This window comes from Georhizobium profundi (genome assembly GCF_003952725.1).
Classification (GTDB): Bacteria; Pseudomonadota; Alphaproteobacteria; order Rhizobiales; family Rhizobiaceae; genus Georhizobium; species Georhizobium profundi.
The window spans coordinates 3,457,328-3,476,071 of record NZ_CP032509.1; the positions used below are offsets into that span (position 1 = coordinate 3,457,328).

19 protein-coding genes are annotated in these 18,744 nt (G+C 62.7%); 9 read left to right on the forward strand and 10 right to left on the reverse strand.

Annotated features, from left to right (window positions below; all coding sequences use genetic code 11):
• Positions 1 to 36 precede the first annotated feature (36 nt).
• Together D5400_RS16615 and D5400_RS16620 are read right to left on the reverse strand one after the other, a co-directional pair.
• The gene (locus tag D5400_RS16615; protein ID WP_126011025.1) at positions 37 to 639 is read right to left on the reverse strand and encodes a superoxide dismutase; all 603 of its coding nucleotides are present in this window, start codon (positions 637 to 639) and stop codon (positions 37 to 39) included.
• A gap of 125 nt (positions 640 to 764) precedes the next feature.
• Entirely contained in the window at positions 765 to 1,640 is an 876-nt protein-coding gene (locus D5400_RS16620; protein WP_126011026.1) for a branched-chain amino acid aminotransferase, read from the reverse strand.
• Between the two features lie 172 nt (positions 1,641 to 1,812).
• Between D5400_RS16620 and D5400_RS16625 the strand changes: the two genes are divergently transcribed.
• On the forward strand, positions 1,813 to 2,463 hold the full coding sequence (locus D5400_RS16625; protein ID WP_126011027.1) for a haloacid dehalogenase type II: 651 nt from the start codon (positions 1,813 to 1,815) through the stop codon (positions 2,461 to 2,463).
• Positions 2,464 to 2,600: 137 nt separating this feature from the next.
• Positions 2,601 to 3,386 carry a L,D-transpeptidase gene (locus tag D5400_RS16630; protein ID WP_245451330.1) on the forward strand — a complete coding sequence of 262 codons (786 nt, stop codon included), beginning with the start codon at positions 2,601 to 2,603 and terminating at the stop codon, positions 3,384 to 3,386.
• Between the two features lie 60 nt (positions 3,387 to 3,446).
• Here the strand turns inward: D5400_RS16630 and D5400_RS16635 are convergent, their stop codons facing one another.
• Positions 3,447 to 5,033, reverse strand: a complete 1,587-nt coding sequence (locus D5400_RS16635) for a helicase HerA-like C-terminal domain-containing protein (RefSeq protein ID WP_126011029.1) — start codon at positions 5,031 to 5,033, stop codon at positions 3,447 to 3,449.
• Between the two features lie 164 nt (positions 5,034 to 5,197).
• Here D5400_RS16635 and D5400_RS16640 point away from each other — a divergent pair, with 164 nt between their 5' ends.
• From D5400_RS16640 to D5400_RS16660, 5 genes are all read left to right on the forward strand, one after another.
• Positions 5,198 to 5,548 carry a hypothetical protein gene (locus D5400_RS16640; RefSeq protein WP_126011030.1) on the forward strand — a complete coding sequence of 117 codons (351 nt, stop codon included), beginning with the start codon at positions 5,198 to 5,200 and terminating at the stop codon, positions 5,546 to 5,548.
• Between the two features lie 174 nt (positions 5,549 to 5,722).
• Positions 5,723 to 7,087 carry a methylmalonyl-CoA mutase family protein gene (locus tag D5400_RS16645; protein WP_126011031.1) on the forward strand — a complete coding sequence of 455 codons (1,365 nt, stop codon included), beginning with the start codon at positions 5,723 to 5,725 and terminating at the stop codon, positions 7,085 to 7,087.
• Complete coding sequence (scpA, locus tag D5400_RS16650) at positions 7,084 to 9,231, forward strand: methylmalonyl-CoA mutase (protein WP_126011032.1); 2,148 nt, start codon at positions 7,084 to 7,086, stop codon at positions 9,229 to 9,231. Before D5400_RS16645 ends, scpA begins: the two co-directional genes overlap by 4 nt.
• 54 nt (positions 9,232 to 9,285) lie before the next feature.
• Entirely contained in the window at positions 9,286 to 9,507 is a 222-nt protein-coding gene (locus D5400_RS16655) for an AbrB/MazE/SpoVT family DNA-binding domain-containing protein (protein ID WP_126011033.1), read from the forward strand.
• Positions 9,504 to 9,893: a type II toxin-antitoxin system death-on-curing family toxin gene (locus D5400_RS16660; RefSeq protein WP_126011034.1), complete on the forward strand. Its 390-nt coding sequence runs from the start codon at positions 9,504 to 9,506 to the stop codon at positions 9,891 to 9,893. Before D5400_RS16655 ends, D5400_RS16660 begins: the two co-directional genes overlap by 4 nt.
• 57 nt (positions 9,894 to 9,950) lie before the next feature.
• Here the strand turns inward: D5400_RS16660 and D5400_RS16665 are convergent, their stop codons facing one another.
• Positions 9,951 to 10,454: a YciE/YciF ferroxidase family protein gene (locus tag D5400_RS16665; RefSeq protein ID WP_126011035.1), complete on the reverse strand. Its 504-nt coding sequence runs from the start codon at positions 10,452 to 10,454 to the stop codon at positions 9,951 to 9,953.
• Positions 10,455 to 10,642: 188 nt separating this feature from the next.
• Between D5400_RS16665 and D5400_RS16670 the strand changes: the two genes are divergently transcribed.
• The gene (locus D5400_RS16670) at positions 10,643 to 12,016 is read left to right on the forward strand and encodes a TIGR03808 family TAT-translocated repetitive protein (RefSeq protein WP_126011036.1); all 1,374 of its coding nucleotides are present in this window, start codon (positions 10,643 to 10,645) and stop codon (positions 12,014 to 12,016) included.
• Between the two features lie 22 nt (positions 12,017 to 12,038).
• On the opposite strand, the gene D5400_RS16675 is transcribed toward D5400_RS16670, so the two are convergent.
• A complete protein-coding gene (locus D5400_RS16675; RefSeq protein ID WP_126011037.1) occupies positions 12,039 to 13,046 on the reverse strand; it encodes an asparaginase in 1,008 nt (335 codons plus the stop codon).
• A gap of 107 nt (positions 13,047 to 13,153) precedes the next feature.
• Here D5400_RS16675 and D5400_RS16680 point away from each other — a divergent pair, with 107 nt between their 5' ends.
• Positions 13,154 to 13,888, forward strand: a complete 735-nt coding sequence (locus D5400_RS16680; protein WP_126011038.1) for a DUF3750 domain-containing protein — start codon at positions 13,154 to 13,156, stop codon at positions 13,886 to 13,888.
• On the opposite strand, the gene D5400_RS16685 is transcribed toward D5400_RS16680, so the two are convergent.
• From D5400_RS16685 to D5400_RS16705, 5 genes are all read right to left on the reverse strand, one after another.
• Positions 13,885 to 14,640 carry an SDR family NAD(P)-dependent oxidoreductase gene (locus tag D5400_RS16685; protein ID WP_126011039.1) on the reverse strand — a complete coding sequence of 252 codons (756 nt, stop codon included), beginning with the start codon at positions 14,638 to 14,640 and terminating at the stop codon, positions 13,885 to 13,887. The two genes, D5400_RS16680 and D5400_RS16685, sit on opposite strands and share 4 nt — an antisense overlap.
• 121 nt (positions 14,641 to 14,761) lie before the next feature.
• Complete coding sequence (locus tag D5400_RS16690) at positions 14,762 to 15,898, reverse strand: Mrp/NBP35 family ATP-binding protein (protein ID WP_126011040.1); 1,137 nt, start codon at positions 15,896 to 15,898, stop codon at positions 14,762 to 14,764.
• Between the two features lie 89 nt (positions 15,899 to 15,987).
• A complete protein-coding gene (locus D5400_RS16695) occupies positions 15,988 to 16,797 on the reverse strand; it encodes an ABC transporter permease (protein WP_126011041.1) in 810 nt (269 codons plus the stop codon).
• Complete coding sequence (locus tag D5400_RS16700) at positions 16,794 to 17,675, reverse strand: ABC transporter permease (RefSeq protein ID WP_126011042.1); 882 nt, start codon at positions 17,673 to 17,675, stop codon at positions 16,794 to 16,796. Before D5400_RS16700 ends, D5400_RS16695 begins: the two co-directional genes overlap by 4 nt.
• A complete protein-coding gene (locus D5400_RS16705; RefSeq protein WP_126011043.1) occupies positions 17,668 to 18,732 on the reverse strand; it encodes an ABC transporter ATP-binding protein in 1,065 nt (354 codons plus the stop codon). Before D5400_RS16705 ends, D5400_RS16700 begins: the two co-directional genes overlap by 8 nt.
• Positions 18,733 to 18,744 lie beyond the last annotated feature (12 nt).

Consider the following 18,744-nt stretch of genomic DNA (forward strand, 5'->3'; position numbering starts at 1 on the left):
GGGTTTGGATCACATAAACGTGTGCAGGGCGTGACCTCAGCCACGGGCGCCCTGATAAAGCTCGTCGACATACTCCCAGTTCACGAGATTATCGACGAATGCTTCCAGGTATTTCGGCCGCGCGTTGCGGTAGTCGATGTAATAGGAATGCTCCCACACATCGACGCCGAGGATCGGCGTTGCGCCATGAACCAGCGGGCTTTCGCCGTTCGGCGTCTTCATGATTTCCAGCTTGCCGTTTTTCGCGGCAATCCAGGCCCAGCCCGAGCCGAACTGGCCGGTGCCGGCAGCAATGAAGTCTTCACGGAACTTGTCATAGCCGCCGAGGTCGCTGTCGATCGCCTTCTGCAGATCGCCGGGCAGGCTCTTGCCGCCCCCATTCGGCTTCATCCAGTTCCAGAAGTGCTTGTGGTTGTAGTGCTGGCCGGCGTTGTTGAAGAGCGCCTGGTTCTTGCCGTACGAGCCCTTTACAATGTCTTCGAGGCTCTGACCGTCGAGGCCCGAACCTTCAAGAAGCTTGTTGCCCGTCGTCACGTAAGCATTGTGGTGCTTGTCGTGGTGATACTCGAGCGTCTCCTTCGACATGTAGGGCTGCAGCGCGTCATAGGCATACGGCAGGTCCGGAAGTTCGAAAGCCATATCGCTCTCCTTTCGAATATAGAGATTTCTAAAATTCAGTCCCACCGCTACATAGGCGCCGGGGCTCGGACCGGCAACGGTGCCGCTCACCTATTTGTTCCTCGCAAACGGCCTCTTCTGCGCGCTTAGACCGGAAAACCGCGGGCCCAATCGAGATAGAGCGAGCGAAGCTTTGCTGCGATCGGTCCAGCCTGCATTTCGCGATCCTCAACCCGGGTCACGGGCACCACCTTGGAGTGGTTGCCGGTCGAAAAGACCTCGTCCGCATCCAGAAAATCGGCAACGCGAAGGCTCTTTTCGACAACCTCAATCCCCGCGTCGCGCAGCAGCTTGATCGCACGAGCACGCGTGATGCCGCTGAGAAAGGTACCGTTGGGAGCGGGCGTGAAGACGACGCCGTCTTTCGCCATGAAAATGTTGGACGTTCCCGTCTCCGCGACATTGCCCAGCATGTCCAGCACGAGCGCGTTGTCGAAGCCACGCCGCTGCGCATCGAGGATCGCGCGCGCGTTATTCGGATAAAGGCATCCGGCCTTCGCGTTGGTCGGCATCGTTTCGATGGTCGGCCGGCGGAAGGGCGAAACGCCCACCGAAAAGCCGCTCGGCGCAATCATCGGCGATTCGTAGAGGCATAGCGCGAAGCGCGTCGATTCCGCTTGGGCCGGCACACCCATATAGCCGCCATGCTCGGCCCAATACATCGGCCGGATATAGACCGCCGTCTTGCCGTCGAACTTCTTCAGGCCGTCCTTGGCCAGACCCTCTATCGAGCCAGCTTCTTCGGTCGGGATCATGCCGAGTGCACTTGCCGACGCGTTGACGCGCTGGCAGTGCAGATCGAGATCCGGCGCCACACCGTCGAACCAGCGCGCCCCGTCGAACACGGTGGATCCGAGCCACATGGCATGCGACCGCGGACCGATCAGCGGCGGGTTGCCCTCATGCCAGTCCCCGTCGACATAGGTCCAGGTCGTCGATTGCGCTCTCGTGTCTACGGTCATTGTCGGTATCTCCTCGCTTCATCGCCTGCTTAGCGCCGGGCCAACGGGCAGGTCAACGCAACCGCAACCGATGGCGCATTGGATCGGTCTTGCATTTCCTCACCCGAAGCGGCGTGATACCGCGGTCTATAATCGTTTCGCATCTCCAGGAAGCGATTGCAGGAGCTTGTCGATGACCCATGCCGCTTATGTTTTCGATGCCTATGGCACGCTGTTCGACGTCCACGCCGCAGTCCGCCGGCACGCCTCCGAAATCGGACCTCAAGGGCCGGCACTCTCGCAATTGTGGCGCGCCAAACAGCTGGAATATTCCTGGGTCCGAAGCCTGATGGGCGCATACCGCGACTTCTGGCAGCTGACTGAAGAAGCGCTCGATTTCGCCTTGGCCTCGATGCCGGACGTCGATCGCTCGGTGCGGGCTACCCTGCTCGATGCCTATTTCAAGCTCGACTGCTACACTGAAGTTCCCGGTGTGCTCAAAGCACTCAAGGCACGCGGCGCCAAAGTGGCCATCCTTTCCAACGGATCGCCGGCGATGCTCGAATCAGCCGTCCGCAACGCCGCATTGGATGAAATCATCGACGACATCTTCTCCGTCGATGCCCTGCGCGTCTTCAAGACGGCACCGGAGGTCTACGACCTCGTGACCACGAGCTATCGGGCTTATCCGGAAGCGATCTCGTTTCAATCGTCCAATCGCTGGGACATTGCAGGTGCAGCAAAATTCGGATTTCGGCCCGTGTGGATCAATCGCAACCAGATGCCAGACGAATATCCGGATCTCGCACCGTCCCTGATCCTGCCCAGCCTTTCGGGCCTTTGAACCGCTGCAGACTGTGTAAGAACGCAAGGTCGATCACGAGTGTTACATTTGCGCAACATACTGCCCGCACTCCGACACAATGCGGGAACAAATCGGTGCCCACGTCATTTCGATAACGTTTCCTAACAGCGGGACACATGATGAGTATTTCCAACACAGTCCGGGAGCGGCGGGATCACTCCGCACTCGGCCGCCGTGCCTTTCTCGGCGGCGGCGCAGCATCGCTCCTCGCTTTGGCGGGCTGCACCACCGGCATGTCCACGGCACAGTTCAACGCCGAAACCAATCCGCTCTACCGGTCGCCGCTCGATCGTGGCGCCGGCATCCCACCGAGCGTGAGCCCGTTCGCATCCATGTACGCACCGATGCCGCAGGAGCAGTTCCCGCTTCCCGCAATTCCGGTCGAGCGCATGGACCCGGTCTATCTGCGCCAGCTCGTTCAGGATCCGACCGGCGAGCGTCCCGGTACGATCGTGGTCGATACCAACAACCACTTCCTGTACCTGACGCGTGAAGATGGCCAGGCGATGCGCTACGGCGTGGGCTTGGGCCGTGAAGGCTTCGCGTGGCAGGGCCGCGCCGTCGTCCAGTACAAGCGCGCCTGGCCGCGTTGGACTCCGCCGGATGAGATGGTCGCCCGCCAGCCTGAGCTCGAGCCTTACTCCATCGCCAATGGCGGGATGGATCCGGGGCTCGACAACCCGCTCGGTGCGCGCGCGCTCTACATTTTCCAGAACGGCGTCGACACGATCTACCGTATTCACGGCTCGCCGGAATGGTGGACAATCGGCAAGTCGGTGTCTTCCGGCTGCGTGCGCATGCTGAACCAGGATATCATCGATCTGCACGACCGCGTGCCGAACGGAACGCCCATCCTCGTCACGGGCAACCTGCCGCGCATGGTGGCACCGACCGTCGCCTGAGTTCGATCGACTGCGACAAAAAGGCCGGGTGGAGCTCAGCTCCGCCCGGCCTTTTTTGTTTCAAAGCCCGCGCTTCAGGCTGCCGAGAATACCGCGCACCAGAGCGCGGCCAATCTGGTTCGCCGCTGTTCGCGCAACGGTCTTGACTACGGTTTCCGTCACCGTCTGTCGCTGATAGCCGGAGCGCGGCGCGGCGCGTCGCCCCGATGTTTTTCGGCCGCGGGCATCATAGTCATCGGCCTCGCTGTCGCCGAAGCCCGGCAGGGTCCAGCGTCGCGTTTCCTGAACTTCCGTCTCCGCTTCGGCTTCCTTGCGCCGCCGCTCTTCTTCCGCTGCGGCCACCTGAGCCGCGCGCGCCGTCAAAATCTCGTGGGCCGATTCGTTGTCGACGTCGCGGTCGTAAAGCCCCGCAACGGGCGACGTTGCCATGATCGCGCGCCGCTCGACATCGTCGATCGGTCCGAGCCGGGACGATGGCGGACGGATGAGCGTGCGCTCCACCATGGATGGCGCGCCTTTGGCTTCCAGTGTGGAGACGAGCGCTTCGCCGGTGCCGAGCTGCGTGATCGCCTCGAAGCAATCGAATTCGGGGTTCTGCCTGAACGTCTCGGCTGCCACCTTCACGGCCTTCTGCTCGCGCGGCGTATAGGCGCGCAGCGCGTGCTGGATGCGGTTGCCAAGCTGCGCCAGCACCGTCTCAGGCACATCGAGCGGGTTCTGCGTGACGAAATAGACGCCGACACCTTTCGAGCGGATCAGCCGAACGACCTGCTCGACCCGCTCCAGAAGAACCCGCGGCGCTTCGGAAAACAGAAGATGTGCCTCATCGAAGAAGAAGACGAGCTTCGGCTTTTCCGGGTCGCCCACTTCGGGCAGTTCCTCGAACAACTCCGATAGCAGCCAAAGCAGGAATGTCGCGTAAAGCCGCGGGTTCATCATCAGCCGTTCGGCGGCGAGCACATTGACGATGCCGCGACCGTCGACCGTCGTGCGCATCAAATCTTCGATCCGAAGCGCGGGTTCGCCGAAGAATTGCTCGGCCCCCTGCTGTTCCAGAACCAGAAGGCTGCGCTGGATCGCGCCCACCGACTGCGGCGAGATGTTGCCATAGATCGCCGAAAGAGCGCTCGCCTGCTCGCTCATATAGATGAGAAGACTGCGCAAATCCTTCAGATCCAGGATCGGCAAGCCATGCTCGTCGGCGATCTTGAAGGCGATGTTCAACACACCTTCCTGCGCTTCCGAGGCGTCCATCATGCGGGCCAGCAAAAGCGGGCCCATCTCGGTCATGGTCGTGCGGACGCGGTGACCCTTCTCGCCGAAAAGATCCCAGAAGACGGTGGGCGTTGCTTGGTATCCATAGGGATCGAGGCCGATCTTCTGCGCGCGCTCCTCCAGGAAATCCTTGCTTTCCCCCGCCAGGGCAAGACCGGCCAGATCGCCCTTCACATCGGAGCAGAAGACGGGAACGCCCGCTGCGGAAAACGCTTCCGCCAGAATCTGCAGGGTGACGGTCTTGCCCGTACCCGTCGCGCCGGTGATCAGGCCGTGGCGATTGGCATATTTGAGATCGAGATACTCGCCCTTCTTGTTGGCATCGCCGGGATCACGGCTGGTTCCGATATACAGCTTTCCATCCTGCAGCATGTGGCCTCGTCATCCCTTCGAAGAACGCCTGTGATCGTATGTTGCGCAAAGCTGATCCATTTGCAAAAGCTCATTCAGACGGCGTCGCGCGAGAGCTTGCGATTGCGAGGGAACGCCCATATGACGTTGACGTACACGTCATCCAAGGGAGAAGGAGCCAGAAGATGGACGAACTGATTTCCCGCATCACGGCCAATGTCGGCATCGATGATGCAACTGCCCGCAAGGCCGTCGGCCTCATTCTCGGTTTCCTGCAGCGCGAAGGCGCCGATGGACCGGCAGCCAAGATGGTCGAAGGTATCCCCGGCGGTCCGGAAGCCGTCGCCGAACATGGCGGCGAAGCCACCGGCGGTGGCGTCATGGGTCTCGGCCAGCAGCTGATGTCGGCCGGCCTCGGCATGGGCGAAATCTCCGGCGTCGCCCGCGAGACGGTTGCCTTCGCCAAGCAGCATGTGGGCGAAGAGACGGTCGACCAGGTCGTCGCCTCCATCCCCGGTCTCAGCCAGTTCGTCTGAGCCGAGTGTCACTCTTGAGGCAGGCTCAGCTTCGGACAACGTCCACGTCCTGAGCCTGCCTTTTCTGTTTGGTGGGCTGCTTCGAACGGCCGCCTTGGTCTTCCGTCGCGTTGCACGGCCGTCGTCGGCCCCATATTGTCCGCCTCGCACCGCAAATCGGTGGGAGACGCTTCGATGACGCCTGATCTTTTCGAAACCACTGCCTTCGCCCCCTCCTCTGCCGAGGATTGGCGCGCTCTCGTCATGCGCGCTTTGAAGGGTGCAACCTTCGAGGACGAGCTTGTCAGCCGCACCGATGACGGCATTGCATTCGGGCCGATCGCAGATCGCGTTCCCGGCGCTTCTTTAAGAACCCGTTCGCATCCGGCGCAGCCCTGGACGATCTCCCAGAGGCTCGACGACCCCGACCTGCCGCGGGCCGAACTGCAGATCGAAGCGGACATAGGCGGTGGCGCCACTGGATTGTCGATATCCCTGACCGGCGCTGCCTCTGCCTATGGTTTCGGCGTCGATATCGATCATCTTCCCAAGCATCTGGCGACGATCCGTGGCGTGCAGGAAATTCGTTTCGATGCACCGGCCAAGGATCTGGGCACGCTTCTGGACGCGATCGAGAAGCGGCCCGAAGACGACGTCGCCCATGTCGATCTTGGCATTTCTCCGCTCGCTGAGCATGCACACGATCTGATTGCACGGGCGTTCGATCTGGATCTCGATGGAACGGTCATGCGCGCCGACGGCTCAATCGCCCACAATGCGGGAGCGAGCGAGGCCCAGGAGCTAGGGTTTTCGCTGGCTGCAGCCGTCGAGGCACTGCGCATGGCGGAGCAGATCGGAATCGACGCTGACTCGGCGCTTGCCGCCACCGAATTTGTGCTTTCTGCCGACCAGAACCAGTTCCTGTCGATCGCCAAGTTCCGGGCGCTTCGCATCCTCCACGCGCGTTTGATGGAGTTGCTTGGCATCAAGGAACTCTTCGGCGCGCATCTCCATGCCGAGACCTCCTACCGCATGCTTGCTCAGCGCGACCCGGAAACCAACATTCTGCGCAACACGATCGCAGTCTTCGCCGCGGGCATCGGCGGCGCGGATTCGGTTTCCGTTCTTCCCCACACGCTCGCGCTCGGCCTCCCCGATCGCTTCGCCCGCCGCATCGCGCGCAACACCCAGGCTGTCCTGATCGATGAGGGCCACCTTGCCCATGTTCTCGATCCCGGCGCTGGCTCCGGCGGCATCGAGCATCTCACCACAGAGCTTGCCGAATTGGGCTGGCAGGTCTTCCAGCAGATCGAGGGCGAAGGTGGCCTCACGCAGAGCATCCAGCATGGGCTTTTCACCGCACGCATCGCGGAGAAGCGACGTGCGCGTCATGAAGCAATAGCCGCCGGGCAACGCACGATCATCGGCACGACACGCTTTCAACCGACGCGTGATCGGCCGATGACGGTATCGATGGAGCGCGATCCTTCCACTATGGAACGCGGTGCCCTGTCACCGGTTCGGCTCGACGAGATGCGCGAGGCGGGAGAAGCCGCATGAGCAAGCTTCCCGATTTCACCACGATCGGCTGGCAGTCGCCCGCCATCGAGATTCCTACCGCTAAAAGCGGCGAATGGCAGACGCCGGAAGGGATCGCAGTGCGGCAGAGCTATGGTGCGGCCGATATCGATGGCCTGCCCTATCTCGACAGCCATCCCGGCATTGCCCCCTTCATCCGCGGTCCCTATCCGACAATGTATGTCCAGAAGCCCTGGACGATCCGCCAATATGCCGGGTTCTCGACCGCCGAAGAATCAAACGCCTTCTACCGCCGCAACCTCGCTGCCGGCCAAAAAGGCCTGTCGATCGCCTTCGATCTCGCGACACACCGCGGCTATGACAGCGACCATCCGCGCGTCGCCGGCGATGTCGGCATGGCCGGAGTCGCGATCGATTCCATCCTCGACATGCAGCAGCTCTTCGACGGCATCCCGCTCGACGAGATGACCGTATCGATGACCATGAACGGCGCGGTGCTGCCGATCATGGCGCTCTATATCGTTGCGGGCGAGGAACAGGGCGTGCCGCCCGAGAAGCTCGCCGGCACCATTCAGAACGACATCCTGAAGGAGTTCATGGTCCGCAACACCTACATTTACCCGCCCCAACCTTCGATGCGGATCGTCTCGGACATCTTCGCCTACACCGCGGAAAAGATGCCGAAATTCAATTCGATCTCGATCTCCGGCTACCACATGCAGGAAGCCGGGGCGACGGCCGATCTCGAGCTCGCCTACACGATCGCCGACGGCATCGAATACGCGCGTGCCGGTGTCGCGAGCGGCCAGGACATCGATGCTTTTGCGCCCCGCCTCTCCTTCTTCTGGGCGATCGGCATGAATTTCTTCATGGAAGTCGCGAAACTGCGCGCTGCCCGGCTCATCTGGGCGACGTTGATGAAGAAGAACTTCGATCCGAAGGATCCTCGATCGCTGGCGTTGCGCACCCACTGCCAGACTTCCGGCTGGTCGCTGACGGCCCAGGATCCCATGAACAACGTGATGCGCACCATGCTGGAGGCCATGGCGGCGACGCAAGGCCACACACAATCGCTCCATACCAATTCATTCGACGAGGCGCTGGCGCTGCCGACCGATCATTCCGCCCGCATCGCCCGCAACACCCAGCTCATTCTCCAGGCGGAATCCGGCACCACGAAACTGATCGATCCCTGGGGCGGCTCCTTCTATGTCGAGCGGCTCACGCACGACCTTGCCGCCCGCGCGCTCGCCCATATCGAAGAGGTCGAAAGCCTCGGCGGCATGGCCAAGGCGATCGAACAGGGAATCCCGAAGCTCAGGATCGAGGAAGCCGCTGCCCGCACCCAGGCCCGGATCGACAGCGGCCAGCAGACGGTTGTCGGCGTCAATGCCTACCGGACGTCCGAGGAAATCGAAGTCGATGTTTTGAAGGTCGACAATGCCGAAGTGCGCGCCCGCCAACTGTCCAAGCTGCAGCAATTGAAGGGCACGCGTGACGTCGCCGCCGTTGAAACCGCGCTCGACCGGCTCACCGGTGCGGCGCGCTCTGGCGATGGCAATTTGCTTGCATTCTCCGTGGAAGCGGCGCGCGCTCGGGCGACGGTGGGCGAGATCTCCCTCGCGCTCGAAAAAGCATTCGGCCGCCACGTGGCCGAGGTTCGCACCATCTCGGGTGTCTACCGAAAGGAAATCGGCGGCGAGAACCCGGCCTTCGAGGAAGCTATGCGGGCAGTCGAGGCGTTTCAACGCGAAACGGGCGTGAAGCCGCGGATCCTGGTCGCGAAAATGGGACAAGACGGGCATGATCGTGGCCAGAAGGTCATCGCCACGGCTTTTGCCGATCTTGGCTTCGATGTCATCGTCGGTGCGATGTTCCAGACGCCGGAAGAAGTCGCCGACCTCGCGCTTGCGGAAGGCGCGCACATCGTCGGCGCCTCCTCGCTCGCCGCTGGTCACCTCACTCTGGTTCCTGAGCTTAAGGCCGCCTTGGACAAACGTGGCGGCGACGGCGTGCTGATCGCGGTTGGAGGCGTCATCCCGCCAGACGATTTCGAGGCGCTGCGTCGCGCGGGCGCCGACGCGATTTTCCCGCCAGGCACGGTGATCGCCGAAGCTGCGATCGAATTGATCGCAGCGATCCGAAGCAGGCCGCAAGCGGCTTGATCTTGACCGACAGCCCCCTAAGTTATAACTTCAGTTATTACATTGGAGGTCGCCATGAACGTTCAGGTCCGTCGCATCGGGAATTCCGAAGGCATCATCCTGCCGAAAGAGGTGCTTGAGCGCCATGGCTTGAAGTCTGGCGACACGCTCGAATTGCGTGAAGAGAACGGCAACATCTTCTTGAAGCCTGCCGAAGATGACTTTGCCGAGAAGATGAAGCTCGCCCATCAGTTCATGGACCGATACAAGGTCGCTCTCAAAAAGCTTGCTGAATGAGTTGGGACTTCCTGTCGCGGCAACTTGTCGAGGCCATGCATCGCGAGCAGTTGAGGCGCCATGGCGGTGCGGAGGGCCTACGCGATCCGGGTGCCCTTGAATCCGCGCTGGCTCGGGCCGAAAACAAAGCGGCTTACGGATGCAAAGACATCTGCGAACTCGCCGCAGCCTATCTTTTCGGGCTCGCTAAAAATCATGCTTTCGTTGATGGCAACAAACGTATCGCCATCGTTGCTGCGGGCGTCTTCCTGATGAGCAACGGCTTCATGCTGGAAACGGATGATGCGAAGCTCTACGCCTTCGTTCTCGGCGTCGCAGCTGGAGAAATCGACGAGGACGGCGCGACGCGGTTTTTCCGCGATCACGTCGTCCCCATTGCCGAATAGGATCGAGAACACGCCACCCTCAAGTGGAATGGCGCGCCGCGATCACCTTGTCAGACCTCAGGCGGCCTTCTCCATAGCCGCCGGATTGGCGACCTTGTCGGCCAGCGTCGTCAGGTCCTCGTCTGTCTTGCCTTCCTGCTGCAGCGTCTCGTCGAGCAGCTTGGCGGCATCCTTCATGCCGAGCGTTTCGGCCCAGCGCTTCAGCGTGCCGTAACGCGCGATCTCGTAGTGCTCGACAGCCTGCGCCGCCGAAATCAGACCCGCATCGATGGCTACGGTGCCCTTGAATTCGTCCATGATCTCTTCGCCTTCGGCGATGATCCCTTCGATCGCGTCGCAGGTCTTGCCCTGCGGGCGCTTGCCAAGAAGCTCGAATACCTGCTGCAGGCGTTCGATCTGGCCTTCGGTTTCTTCGCGATGCTTTTCGAATGCTGCCTTCAGCTCTTCCGACTGGGCCGCACGCTTCATTTTCGGCAGCGCTTTCAGGATTTTGCGCTCGGCGTAATAGATGTCCTTGAGCGTATCGTGGAAGAGATCCTGCAGAGTCTTTTCTTTGGCCATAGGGGGCGATCCTTCTAAAGGTTGCGTCGCCGATTATCGGCGGCAGGCCCATCCAAGCTTCAATTGCGTCCGATGTTCCTCCCGCCCAGAAAATCTCTCTGTGCCTGCCGCGCACCCCTGTCCCATAACGACACAAAAACAACTGGCACGCCGCTTGCTGAGCTGAGAGCAGCAAGAAAGGCGTAACCATGATGAGACGGCGAGCGGCGATCCGGGCGGTGTTGGCCTCGGCAGCCGCGTGCACGATTTCCGTATCGGTGCCGGCGCGCGCCGGCCAGCTTTTCGCGCAGGTCGATCTTCGGGGGGCGATCGACGCGCAGTCTGGCGGCCTGCGTGCCGGCACCGATGTGGATCAGGGCGCGCTGCTGAACAGGCTGCTCGCCGAAGCCGCGCCCGAGGGAAAACCGGTCTTCCTGCCGCCCGGCGTCTACCGCGTCTCAAACATCACTTTGCCCGCCGGCGCTCGCCTGATGGGTGTGCCCGGCGCGTCGCGCCTCGTCTACACGGGCGAAGGCTCGTTTCTTAACGCCGAGAACGCCGAAACGGTGTCGCTGAAGGGCATCGTCGTCGATGGCGCCAACCGCTGGCTCGACACCTGGGCAACCGGCAGCCTCGTGGCGCGCAACGTCATGCGGCTCGATCTCGACGAATGCGAATTCATCGGAAGTCAGCGTCACGCAGTGGCGCTGGAAGGTTGTGGCGGCGGCATAAGACGCACACGCATCTCCGGTGCGGCAGGCGTCGGCATCTACGCCGTGCAGTCCACCGGCCTCACCGTCACCGACAACCACGTCTTCGATTGCGCCAATGGCGGCATCCTCGTCCACCGCTGGGAGGATGGCGCGGACAATTCGATCGTCACCGGCAATCGCATCGAGCGCATCGGCGCCGCGGATGGCGGAACGGGCCAGAACGGCAACGGCATCAACGTCTTCCGCGCGGCGAATGTCATGATCGCCAACAACCACGTGTCCGACTGCGCATTCTCGGCGATCCGCTCCAACTCCGGCTCGAACGTGCAGATCGTCGGCAATCAGTGCCTGCGGTCAGGTGAAACGGCGCTCTACACGGAATTCTCCTTCGAAGGTGCCGTCATCGCTTCGAACCTCATCGACGGTGGGGCAAACGGCATCTCGGTCGCCAACTTCAACGAAGGCGGCCGGCTTGCAACCGTCGCCAACAACATCGTGCGCAACATCGTGGCGCCCGATCCTTACGAACCGATCGGCCCCGGCTTCGGCTGGGGGATCGCCATCGAAGCCGACACGGCAGTGACCGGCAATTCGATCGAGAATGTCTCGAAATGGGGCATTCTCATGGGCTGGGGGCCCTTCCTCCGCAACGTATCCGTGACCGGCAACATTGTGCGTGCTGTACCGGTCGGCGTTGCGGTCACAGTCGTAGAAGAAGCGCAGCAGGCGCTCATTTCCGGCAACGTGATCGAAGGTACTCCGGAGGGCGCGGTCGTCGGCTTCCGCTGGGGGGAGCCGGCGACCGCCGACCTCACCTCGGGGGAAGAGACGCCTGCGCACCTGACGGTGGAACGCAATCGCGTCGTCTAAAGCGCATGGAGAGCGACTGGCTTCACTGCGTCAAAGCGTCTGTCACTCTGATCTGCCCAACCTCGGTGCCGTTCCAGTTGCGCAAGGTCTTGTTCGCCAGAGCATCGAGCGCTGCGTAGGCTGGATCGTCGGAACCCATCAGACGCGCCAGCAGACCCGCAATCATCGCTTCGGAAGCACGCGTGCCGCCATCGTCGCACTTCAGCGCGATGCCAAGCCCCTTTTCGGGCAGCACTGCGCAGAACACGCCTTCCGCGCCGGTCTTGGCGAAGATCCGGCCGGGCGCCGCCTGCATCAGGTGCATGCAGGCACGCTTGGAACCCGACATGTAGAACGGCTCGGCCATGCAGGCGTCGAACAGCCGGCGCGCCGCCTTGGCGCGCTCTGCCTCGAGCCCCCTGCCCGTGACCATTCTCGAAAACCCGTCCGCCAGCCGGTCCAGCGGCACGGCATAGGTCGGAATGGCACAGCCATCCGTGCCACACCTGTCCATTTCGAGCGCCGTTCCCGTCAGCGCTTCCATCACACCGCGGATCTCGCGCTGAATGGGGTGATCGTAGGTCACGTAGCCTTCGGTCGGAATTCCGGCGTGCACCGAAGTCGCCACGAAGCCCGCATGCTTGCCGGAGCAGTTGTTGTGCAGGACCGTCGGCGCCTTGCCGCTTTTTGCCAGATCGATCAGCACATGTTGATCGAACGGCCAGTGGCAGCCGCATTCGAGCACATCGGCATCGCGGCCAGCGCGGTTGAGCATGCTCGCCGCCAGCGCCACATGTTCCGCCTCGCCGGAATGGGACGCACAGGCGAGCGACAGCTCGGCGTTGCCAAACCCGAAAGCATCAGCCGCACCGCTCTCGATCAACGGCAGTGCCTGCATCGTCTTGACGGCGGATCGCGGAAACACCGGGCGCTCGACATCGCCGATCCCCAGCACCATCTTCCCTTCTGCGTCGACGACGGCAACAGCGCCCCGGTGACGACTCTCGACCAGCGCGCCGCGCGTCACTTCGACCAGAACGGGATTGGACATGAATTCGCCTCAAGCTCTTGTTGGATGGGCGAACTGATAGGGGTTGGCTCGAAGCGATGCAACATGGACCTGGAGATCGGCGAACCGGGAGCCGCGCGCGTTCCGTGATGGCCATCATCATTGCCGTTTTCGCCATTTTCATCGCACCGGCGCTCGCGTCAGCCGCTTGGTGGGCGAGCGTCGACCGGCCGTCCTCCTGGCGCCAGGCAGACTGGTCGGCAAGCGGCATGCTGCCGGACGCATCCTCCACGTCCGAAGCTGCAATCTACATCATGGCGGCACGCACCGGCGGCATGAAGGGCGCTTTCGCCACCCACAGCTGGATCGTCACCAAGCGCGCGGGCGAGCGCTATCACCGCTACGACAAGGTGGGCTGGGGTCGCCCGGTGCGCATCGACGGCTATCCTGCCGATGCGCGCTGGTACTCCAACCTGCCGGAGATCGTCGGCAGCGTGCATGGCGCCGAGGCGGAACGGCTGATCCCGAAGGTGGAAGCAGCCATCGCTGCCTATCCGCATCAGGGCGCGAACGGCGATCGCGGGTACCGCATCTATCCCGGTCCCAACTCCAATTCCTTCGTCGCCCATGTCCTGCGTGACGTGCCTGAACTCGGCCTCGTGCTCCCACCGAACGCGGTGGGTCGGGATTACCTCTCAGGCGGGCGCTTCTTTGCCGTCTCGGATGACGGGCTCGATGTACACGCGACACTCTTTGGCTTAGCTGGGTTTTCCGCCGGCTGGCACAGCGGCTTCGAAGTCCATCTGATGGGCCTTGTCGCCGGTATCGACATCAAACGCATCGGCATCAAGGTGCCGGCCTTCGGCCTCGTGTCGGTCTATTAACGCCCCACGGGTCGCATCAACCCTGCAACCGAGAAACCCCCATCGACTGCCAGGACTTGGCCGTTGATGTAGCTCGCTTGGTCTGACAGCAGGAACAGGATGGCGGCCGCCACTTCTTCCGGCAGACCGTATCGGTGCTGCGGCACCCGTTCCGACCACCGTGCCCGGTCTTCTGCCGAGTGGGTGTCGATCGTCGTTTCCGTGTTGATGGGCCCCGGCGCGACGCAGTTGACCCGGATGCCGCTTGCCGCCAGCTCCACTGCCATAGCCTGGCTCATGCTGATCAGCCCTGCCTTCGAAGCGCCATAGGCGGCGCGGCCGGCATTGGCTCTCATGCCGGACACAGCGCTCACATTCACGATGGAGAGCGTGTCCCCCATGCGATCGAGCGCCGCGGCGGAGGTGATGAACGCGCCGACAAGATTGACGTCGAGGATCTGGCGGAAAAGCTCTGCGCTCGTTGCTTCGAATGGTGCCACGCGAAGAATATTGGCGGCGTTGACCAGTCCCGTGATCGGCCCGAACTCTTCGGCGGCAGCTTCGAACGCCTCCGCGATTTCTTCCTCGTCGGTCACGTCCGCTCTCGTGCAGAACACGTCTTCGCCTTCGAGGCTCTCTTCGGCTGCGGAAATGGCGGATCCGCCGGCATCGATGATCGTGACGGCGTAGCCGTCGTCGACAAGCGCATGCACGGTGGCGAGGCCGATGCCCGATGCCCCACCGGTAACGACCACGTGGCGCTCACTGGCCATCGCTTGCCACCCCGCATTCTTCGTCGACCGCGCCGCTCATGCCGATGCCTCCCCAAAGGTGGAACGGCACTATGGCACGATCCCTGCTGCAAATGCACGAACAGGGATCAAGCGATCCGTATTATTCGAAGACGATCGCTGGGCCGCCCCTGGCGCTTTCCTTGCGCGCCAGATGATTGTTCCAGACCTTTTCGGCAATCTCGCCGTAGATCTTGGCGTGGGGACCATCGGGGGCCGTCACCGTGACCGGTGTTCCCGCGTCCGACATCTCGCGAATGTCGATGTGAAGCGGCACGGCGCCGAGGAAGGGGATGCCGATCTTCTCGGCTTCCTTCTGCGCGCCACCATGGCCGAAAATATCGTGCGTCGAGCCGCAATCGGGGCAGACAAAATAGCTCATGTTCTCGACGAGACCGAGCAGCGGCACGTCCACCTTTTTGAACATGTTCCAGCCCTTGCGAGCGTCGATCAGCGAAAGATCCTGCGGCGTCGAGACGATGACCGCACCGGCCAGCGGCACCTGCTGCGCCATGGTCAACTGCGCATCGCCGGTGCCGGGCGGCATGTCGACGATCAGGACGTCTAGCTCACCCCAGGCAACCTCGCGCAGCATCTGCGTCAGCGCCGAAATCACCATCGGGCCGCGCCAAATCATCGGCGTTTCTTCGTCCACGAGGAAACCGATCGACATGACCTTGAGCCCATAGGCTTCCATCGGCACGAGCGTGCGGCCGTTCACCGTCTTGGGGCGGCCGCCGATATGCAGCAGGCGCGGCATCGAAGGGCCGTAAATGTCCGCATCGAGAACGCCCACCTTCAGGCCGAGGCCCTTGAGGCCAAGCGCGAGATTGACCGCGGTCGTCGACTTGCCGACGCCGCCTTTGCCGGAGGCGACCGCAATGATCGCGCCGATGCCTTCCACCTCGGATTTCACACGGGGAGCAGGCTCGCGACGGGGCTCGCCGGAGCCGGCCGGCGCGCTCGGAGCCGGCGCGGTGGCGCTCGCCTTCTTTTCCGCGGTCAGCGCGACCATGGCGGAAGACACGCCGGGGATCGTCTTCACGGCATCTTCAGCTGCCGCGCGGAGTGGCTCCAGCTCCTTGGCACGGGCGGCCGGCACGCTGATCGAGAAGAAGACCTTGCCGTCGGCGATGAAGACGTCGGAGACGAGACCGAGTTCTACGATGTTGCCCTGTCCGTCGGGGCCCGGCACCTGCTTCAATCGATCGAGGACGTCTTCTTTGCTCGGCGCTGCCATGGCTTCGGCCTTCCCATTTCGTTTGGGCCAGAGCTAATGACTTCCGTCCGCCGATCCAAGTGCCAAAGCCTTCTCTTTTGGTGGAAAGCTCAGGCCAAATTCGCCTTGCGGCGCGCTTCGCGCCGACGCAGCCCCTCGTAGGCGATCGCGCCGAGGATCGATGCTGTGATCATTATGAGCGCCAGGGCATTGACTGCAGGCGTCAGACCCGTGCGCACCTTGGTGGCGATATAGACCGTCAACGGGGTATCGAAGCCGCGCACGAACAGCGTCGTGTTGTAGTTTTCGATCGACTGCAGAATGGCGAGAAACGCGGCGGCGATCAGTGCCGGCTTCAGGAACGGCAGAAGCACGCGGCGGAACACCATGAACTTCGATGCCCCGAGGCCAAGGGCTGCCTCCTCCTGGGTGCGATCGAACCGCTGCAGGCGGGCTGCGATCATCAGCATCACGTAGCAGATGATGTAGCTCGACTGGGCAACGACGATCAGGAACACGCCGCCACCGACGCCGAGCTGCCGCCACAGGACGAGCGTCGCGATGCCGATCACGACGCCGGGCGTCAGAAGCGGCGAGACCATCACCGCATAGAGCGGGCCGCGGGCTTTCTGGTGCAGGCTGGTCAGCACGAGCGCTGCTGCCGTGCCGATCGGCAGCGATACGAGAACGACGAAGAAGGCGATGACGACCGAGGTCCACAGCGACTGCCACATCGCGGCATCCGCCCACAATTCGTTGAACCATTGCAGGGTCGTGCCCTGCCACGGCGTGACGGTCGGGAACCGGCTCTCGTTGAACGTCGCCGCACCCATGATGCCGAGCGGTAGGAACAGATAGGCGAAGAACGCCACGAAATAGAGCGCGAAAAGCGCGTTGCGGATCGCATCGCTCGCCCTCATTTCGCGACATCCGTCAGATTGACCCGCGCAAGCTTCAACGTCACCAGAACGACGACGAGACACAGCACGAGCAGCACCAGCGCATAGGCCGCGCCGCGGTTCCAGTTCCCGCCTTCGAAGAACCAGTTGTAGATGATCTGCGTGAACCAGCGGCTGCCGGGCGCGCCAAGCAGCGCCGGGGCGACGTAAGAGCCGGCCGCCAGCATGAAGGTGAAGACGCAACCCGTCGCGATGCCTGCCTTCGCATGCGGGATGACCACCCGCGCGTGAATGCGCCACGTCGAAGCGCCCAGATCCTTGGCCGCCTCGACCTGAGATTTCTCAAGGCTTTCGATGGCGTTGTAGATCGGGAACAGCATGAAGAGGATGTAGGCGTAGACCATGCCAGCAAGCACGCCGGCATCGCCGAACCAGCGGACCGGTGCGTCGATGATCCCGATCGCCAGAAGTGCTTCGTTGAGCGGTCCGCGAAACGCGAGCAGGATGTACCACGCGAGCGTTCGCAGCACCTCGTTGATCCAGAAGGGGATCGTCAGCGCAAGCAGCACCAGCGCCGTCTGGTTCGGTGTCGCGTTCTGCGCGAGCCAATAGGCGATGGGGTAGCAGACGACGAAGGTGATGAACGCAACGAGCGCGCTCGCCCAGATCGTCTTGAAGAAGATCGCGCGGTGCACGTCTTCGCCGGCAAGGTACAGAATGTTGCTCAGCGAGTAGACGTCCTGATCGCCGCCGATGGCCGAAGGTGGGAGGTTCGGCCGCAGCGCGTAGTCGATCATGGTGATGTTCGGCGCCAGCACCATGCCGGCCAGCCAGACGAGCACCAGCGCGGTGAAAACCGTGCCGAGTCCGCCCCCGAACCGCTTGAACACATCACCCATCGGCGAGCACCACGGCGTGGTCGGGCGAAAACCCGAAGCTTGCCGTCTCGCCGGGCTTCGGCGCATTGGCAAAATCCAGGCTGCCGACGGAGGCGACGAGTGGCGCATTGTCGGGCAGTCGCGCGTGGATCAGCGCGAATGCTCCTTCGAAATCGAAACGATCAACCGTCGCCGTGACCGCATTGTCGACCGAAGCCGCTTTCAGCGCTTCCGGTCGCACATAGAGACTGGCCTGGCTGCCGACGGAAAGCGCCGGCCCTGCCCTGCCCCGCATCGTGCCATGAGCCGTTTCGATGGTCGCCGTCTTGCCGTCGATCGCGCGGACCGTGCCGGGATAGGCGTTGGTCTCTCCGACGAAGCGCGCCACGAACGGCGTCGCCGGGTTGTCGTAGAGATCGCGGGGCGCACCCACCTGCTGCAGCACGCCAGCGCTCATCACCGCCACCCGATCGGACATGGCGAGCGCCTCCGACTGGTCGTGGGTAATATAGATGAAGGTCACGCCCGTGCGCTTTTGCAGCGACCGAAGCTCGGCGCGCATGTGCTGGCGCAGTTTCAGATCGAGCGCGGAAAGCGGTTCATCGAGCAGCAGAACCTGCGGCTCGACCGCGAGCGCGCGGGCAATCGCGACACGCTGACGCTGGCCGCCTGAAAGCTCACCCGGCATCCGGTCGCCATAGCCTTCGAGCGCAATCAGCTTGAGCAGCTCGTCCGCCTTCCGGCGACGTTCAGCCTTCGCGACGCCACGAGCCTCCAGCCCGAAGGCGATGTTTTCCCAAACTGGCATCAACGGGAACAGTGCCAGGGACTGGAAGATCATCGCGGTCGGGCGTTGATCGGGGCCGAGCCCCGCCATGTCGTTGCCGCCGATGAGGATCTTGCCTTCGGTCGGCTGGAGGAAGCCTGCGACCATGCGCAGGATCGTCGTCTTGCCGCAGCCCGAGGGGCCGAGAATAGAGAAGAATTCGCCACCTTCCACCGTGAAGCTCACATCGCCGACGGCGCGGGTTTTGCCGAATGTCATGCCGACACCCTGCAGTTCGACCGAATGGGACATGAAGCCTCGAAA

What these genes read in the sequence shown, in the direction of transcription:
- D5400_RS16615 (WP_126011025.1), bottom strand. Translation starts at nt 639, where the DNA reads ATGGCTTTCGAACTTCCGGACCTGCCGTATGCCTATGACGCGCTGCAG.
- D5400_RS16620 (WP_126011026.1), bottom strand. Translation starts at nt 1,640, where the DNA reads ATGACCGTAGACACGAGAGCGCAATCGACGACCTGGACCTATGTCGAC.
- D5400_RS16625 (WP_126011027.1), top strand. Translation starts at nt 1,813, where the DNA reads ATGACCCATGCCGCTTATGTTTTCGATGCCTATGGCACGCTGTTCGAC.
- D5400_RS16630 (WP_245451330.1), top strand. Translation starts at nt 2,601, where the DNA reads ATGATGAGTATTTCCAACACAGTCCGGGAGCGGCGGGATCACTCCGCA.
- D5400_RS16635 (WP_126011029.1), bottom strand. Translation starts at nt 5,033, where the DNA reads ATGCTGCAGGATGGAAAGCTGTATATCGGAACCAGCCGTGATCCCGGC.
- D5400_RS16640 (WP_126011030.1), top strand. Translation starts at nt 5,198, where the DNA reads ATGGACGAACTGATTTCCCGCATCACGGCCAATGTCGGCATCGATGAT.
- D5400_RS16645 (WP_126011031.1), top strand. Translation starts at nt 5,723, where the DNA reads ATGACGCCTGATCTTTTCGAAACCACTGCCTTCGCCCCCTCCTCTGCC.
- scpA (WP_126011032.1), top strand. Translation starts at nt 7,084, where the DNA reads ATGAGCAAGCTTCCCGATTTCACCACGATCGGCTGGCAGTCGCCCGCC.
- D5400_RS16655 (WP_126011033.1), top strand. Translation starts at nt 9,286, where the DNA reads ATGAACGTTCAGGTCCGTCGCATCGGGAATTCCGAAGGCATCATCCTG.
- D5400_RS16660 (WP_126011034.1), top strand. Translation starts at nt 9,504, where the DNA reads ATGAGTTGGGACTTCCTGTCGCGGCAACTTGTCGAGGCCATGCATCGC.
- D5400_RS16665 (WP_126011035.1), bottom strand. Translation starts at nt 10,454, where the DNA reads ATGGCCAAAGAAAAGACTCTGCAGGATCTCTTCCACGATACGCTCAAG.
- D5400_RS16670 (WP_126011036.1), top strand. Translation starts at nt 10,643, where the DNA reads ATGATGAGACGGCGAGCGGCGATCCGGGCGGTGTTGGCCTCGGCAGCC.
- D5400_RS16675 (WP_126011037.1), bottom strand. Translation starts at nt 13,046, where the DNA reads ATGTCCAATCCCGTTCTGGTCGAAGTGACGCGCGGCGCGCTGGTCGAG.
- D5400_RS16680 (WP_126011038.1), top strand. Translation starts at nt 13,154, where the DNA reads ATGGCCATCATCATTGCCGTTTTCGCCATTTTCATCGCACCGGCGCTC.
- D5400_RS16685 (WP_126011039.1), bottom strand. Translation starts at nt 14,640, where the DNA reads ATGGCCAGTGAGCGCCACGTGGTCGTTACCGGTGGGGCATCGGGCATC.
- D5400_RS16690 (WP_126011040.1), bottom strand. Translation starts at nt 15,898, where the DNA reads ATGGCAGCGCCGAGCAAAGAAGACGTCCTCGATCGATTGAAGCAGGTG.
- D5400_RS16695 (WP_126011041.1), bottom strand. Translation starts at nt 16,797, where the DNA reads ATGAGGGCGAGCGATGCGATCCGCAACGCGCTTTTCGCGCTCTATTTC.
- D5400_RS16700 (WP_126011042.1), bottom strand. Translation starts at nt 17,675, where the DNA reads ATGGGTGATGTGTTCAAGCGGTTCGGGGGCGGACTCGGCACGGTTTTC.
- D5400_RS16705 (WP_126011043.1), bottom strand. Translation starts at nt 18,732, where the DNA reads ATGTCCCATTCGGTCGAACTGCAGGGTGTCGGCATGACATTCGGCAAA.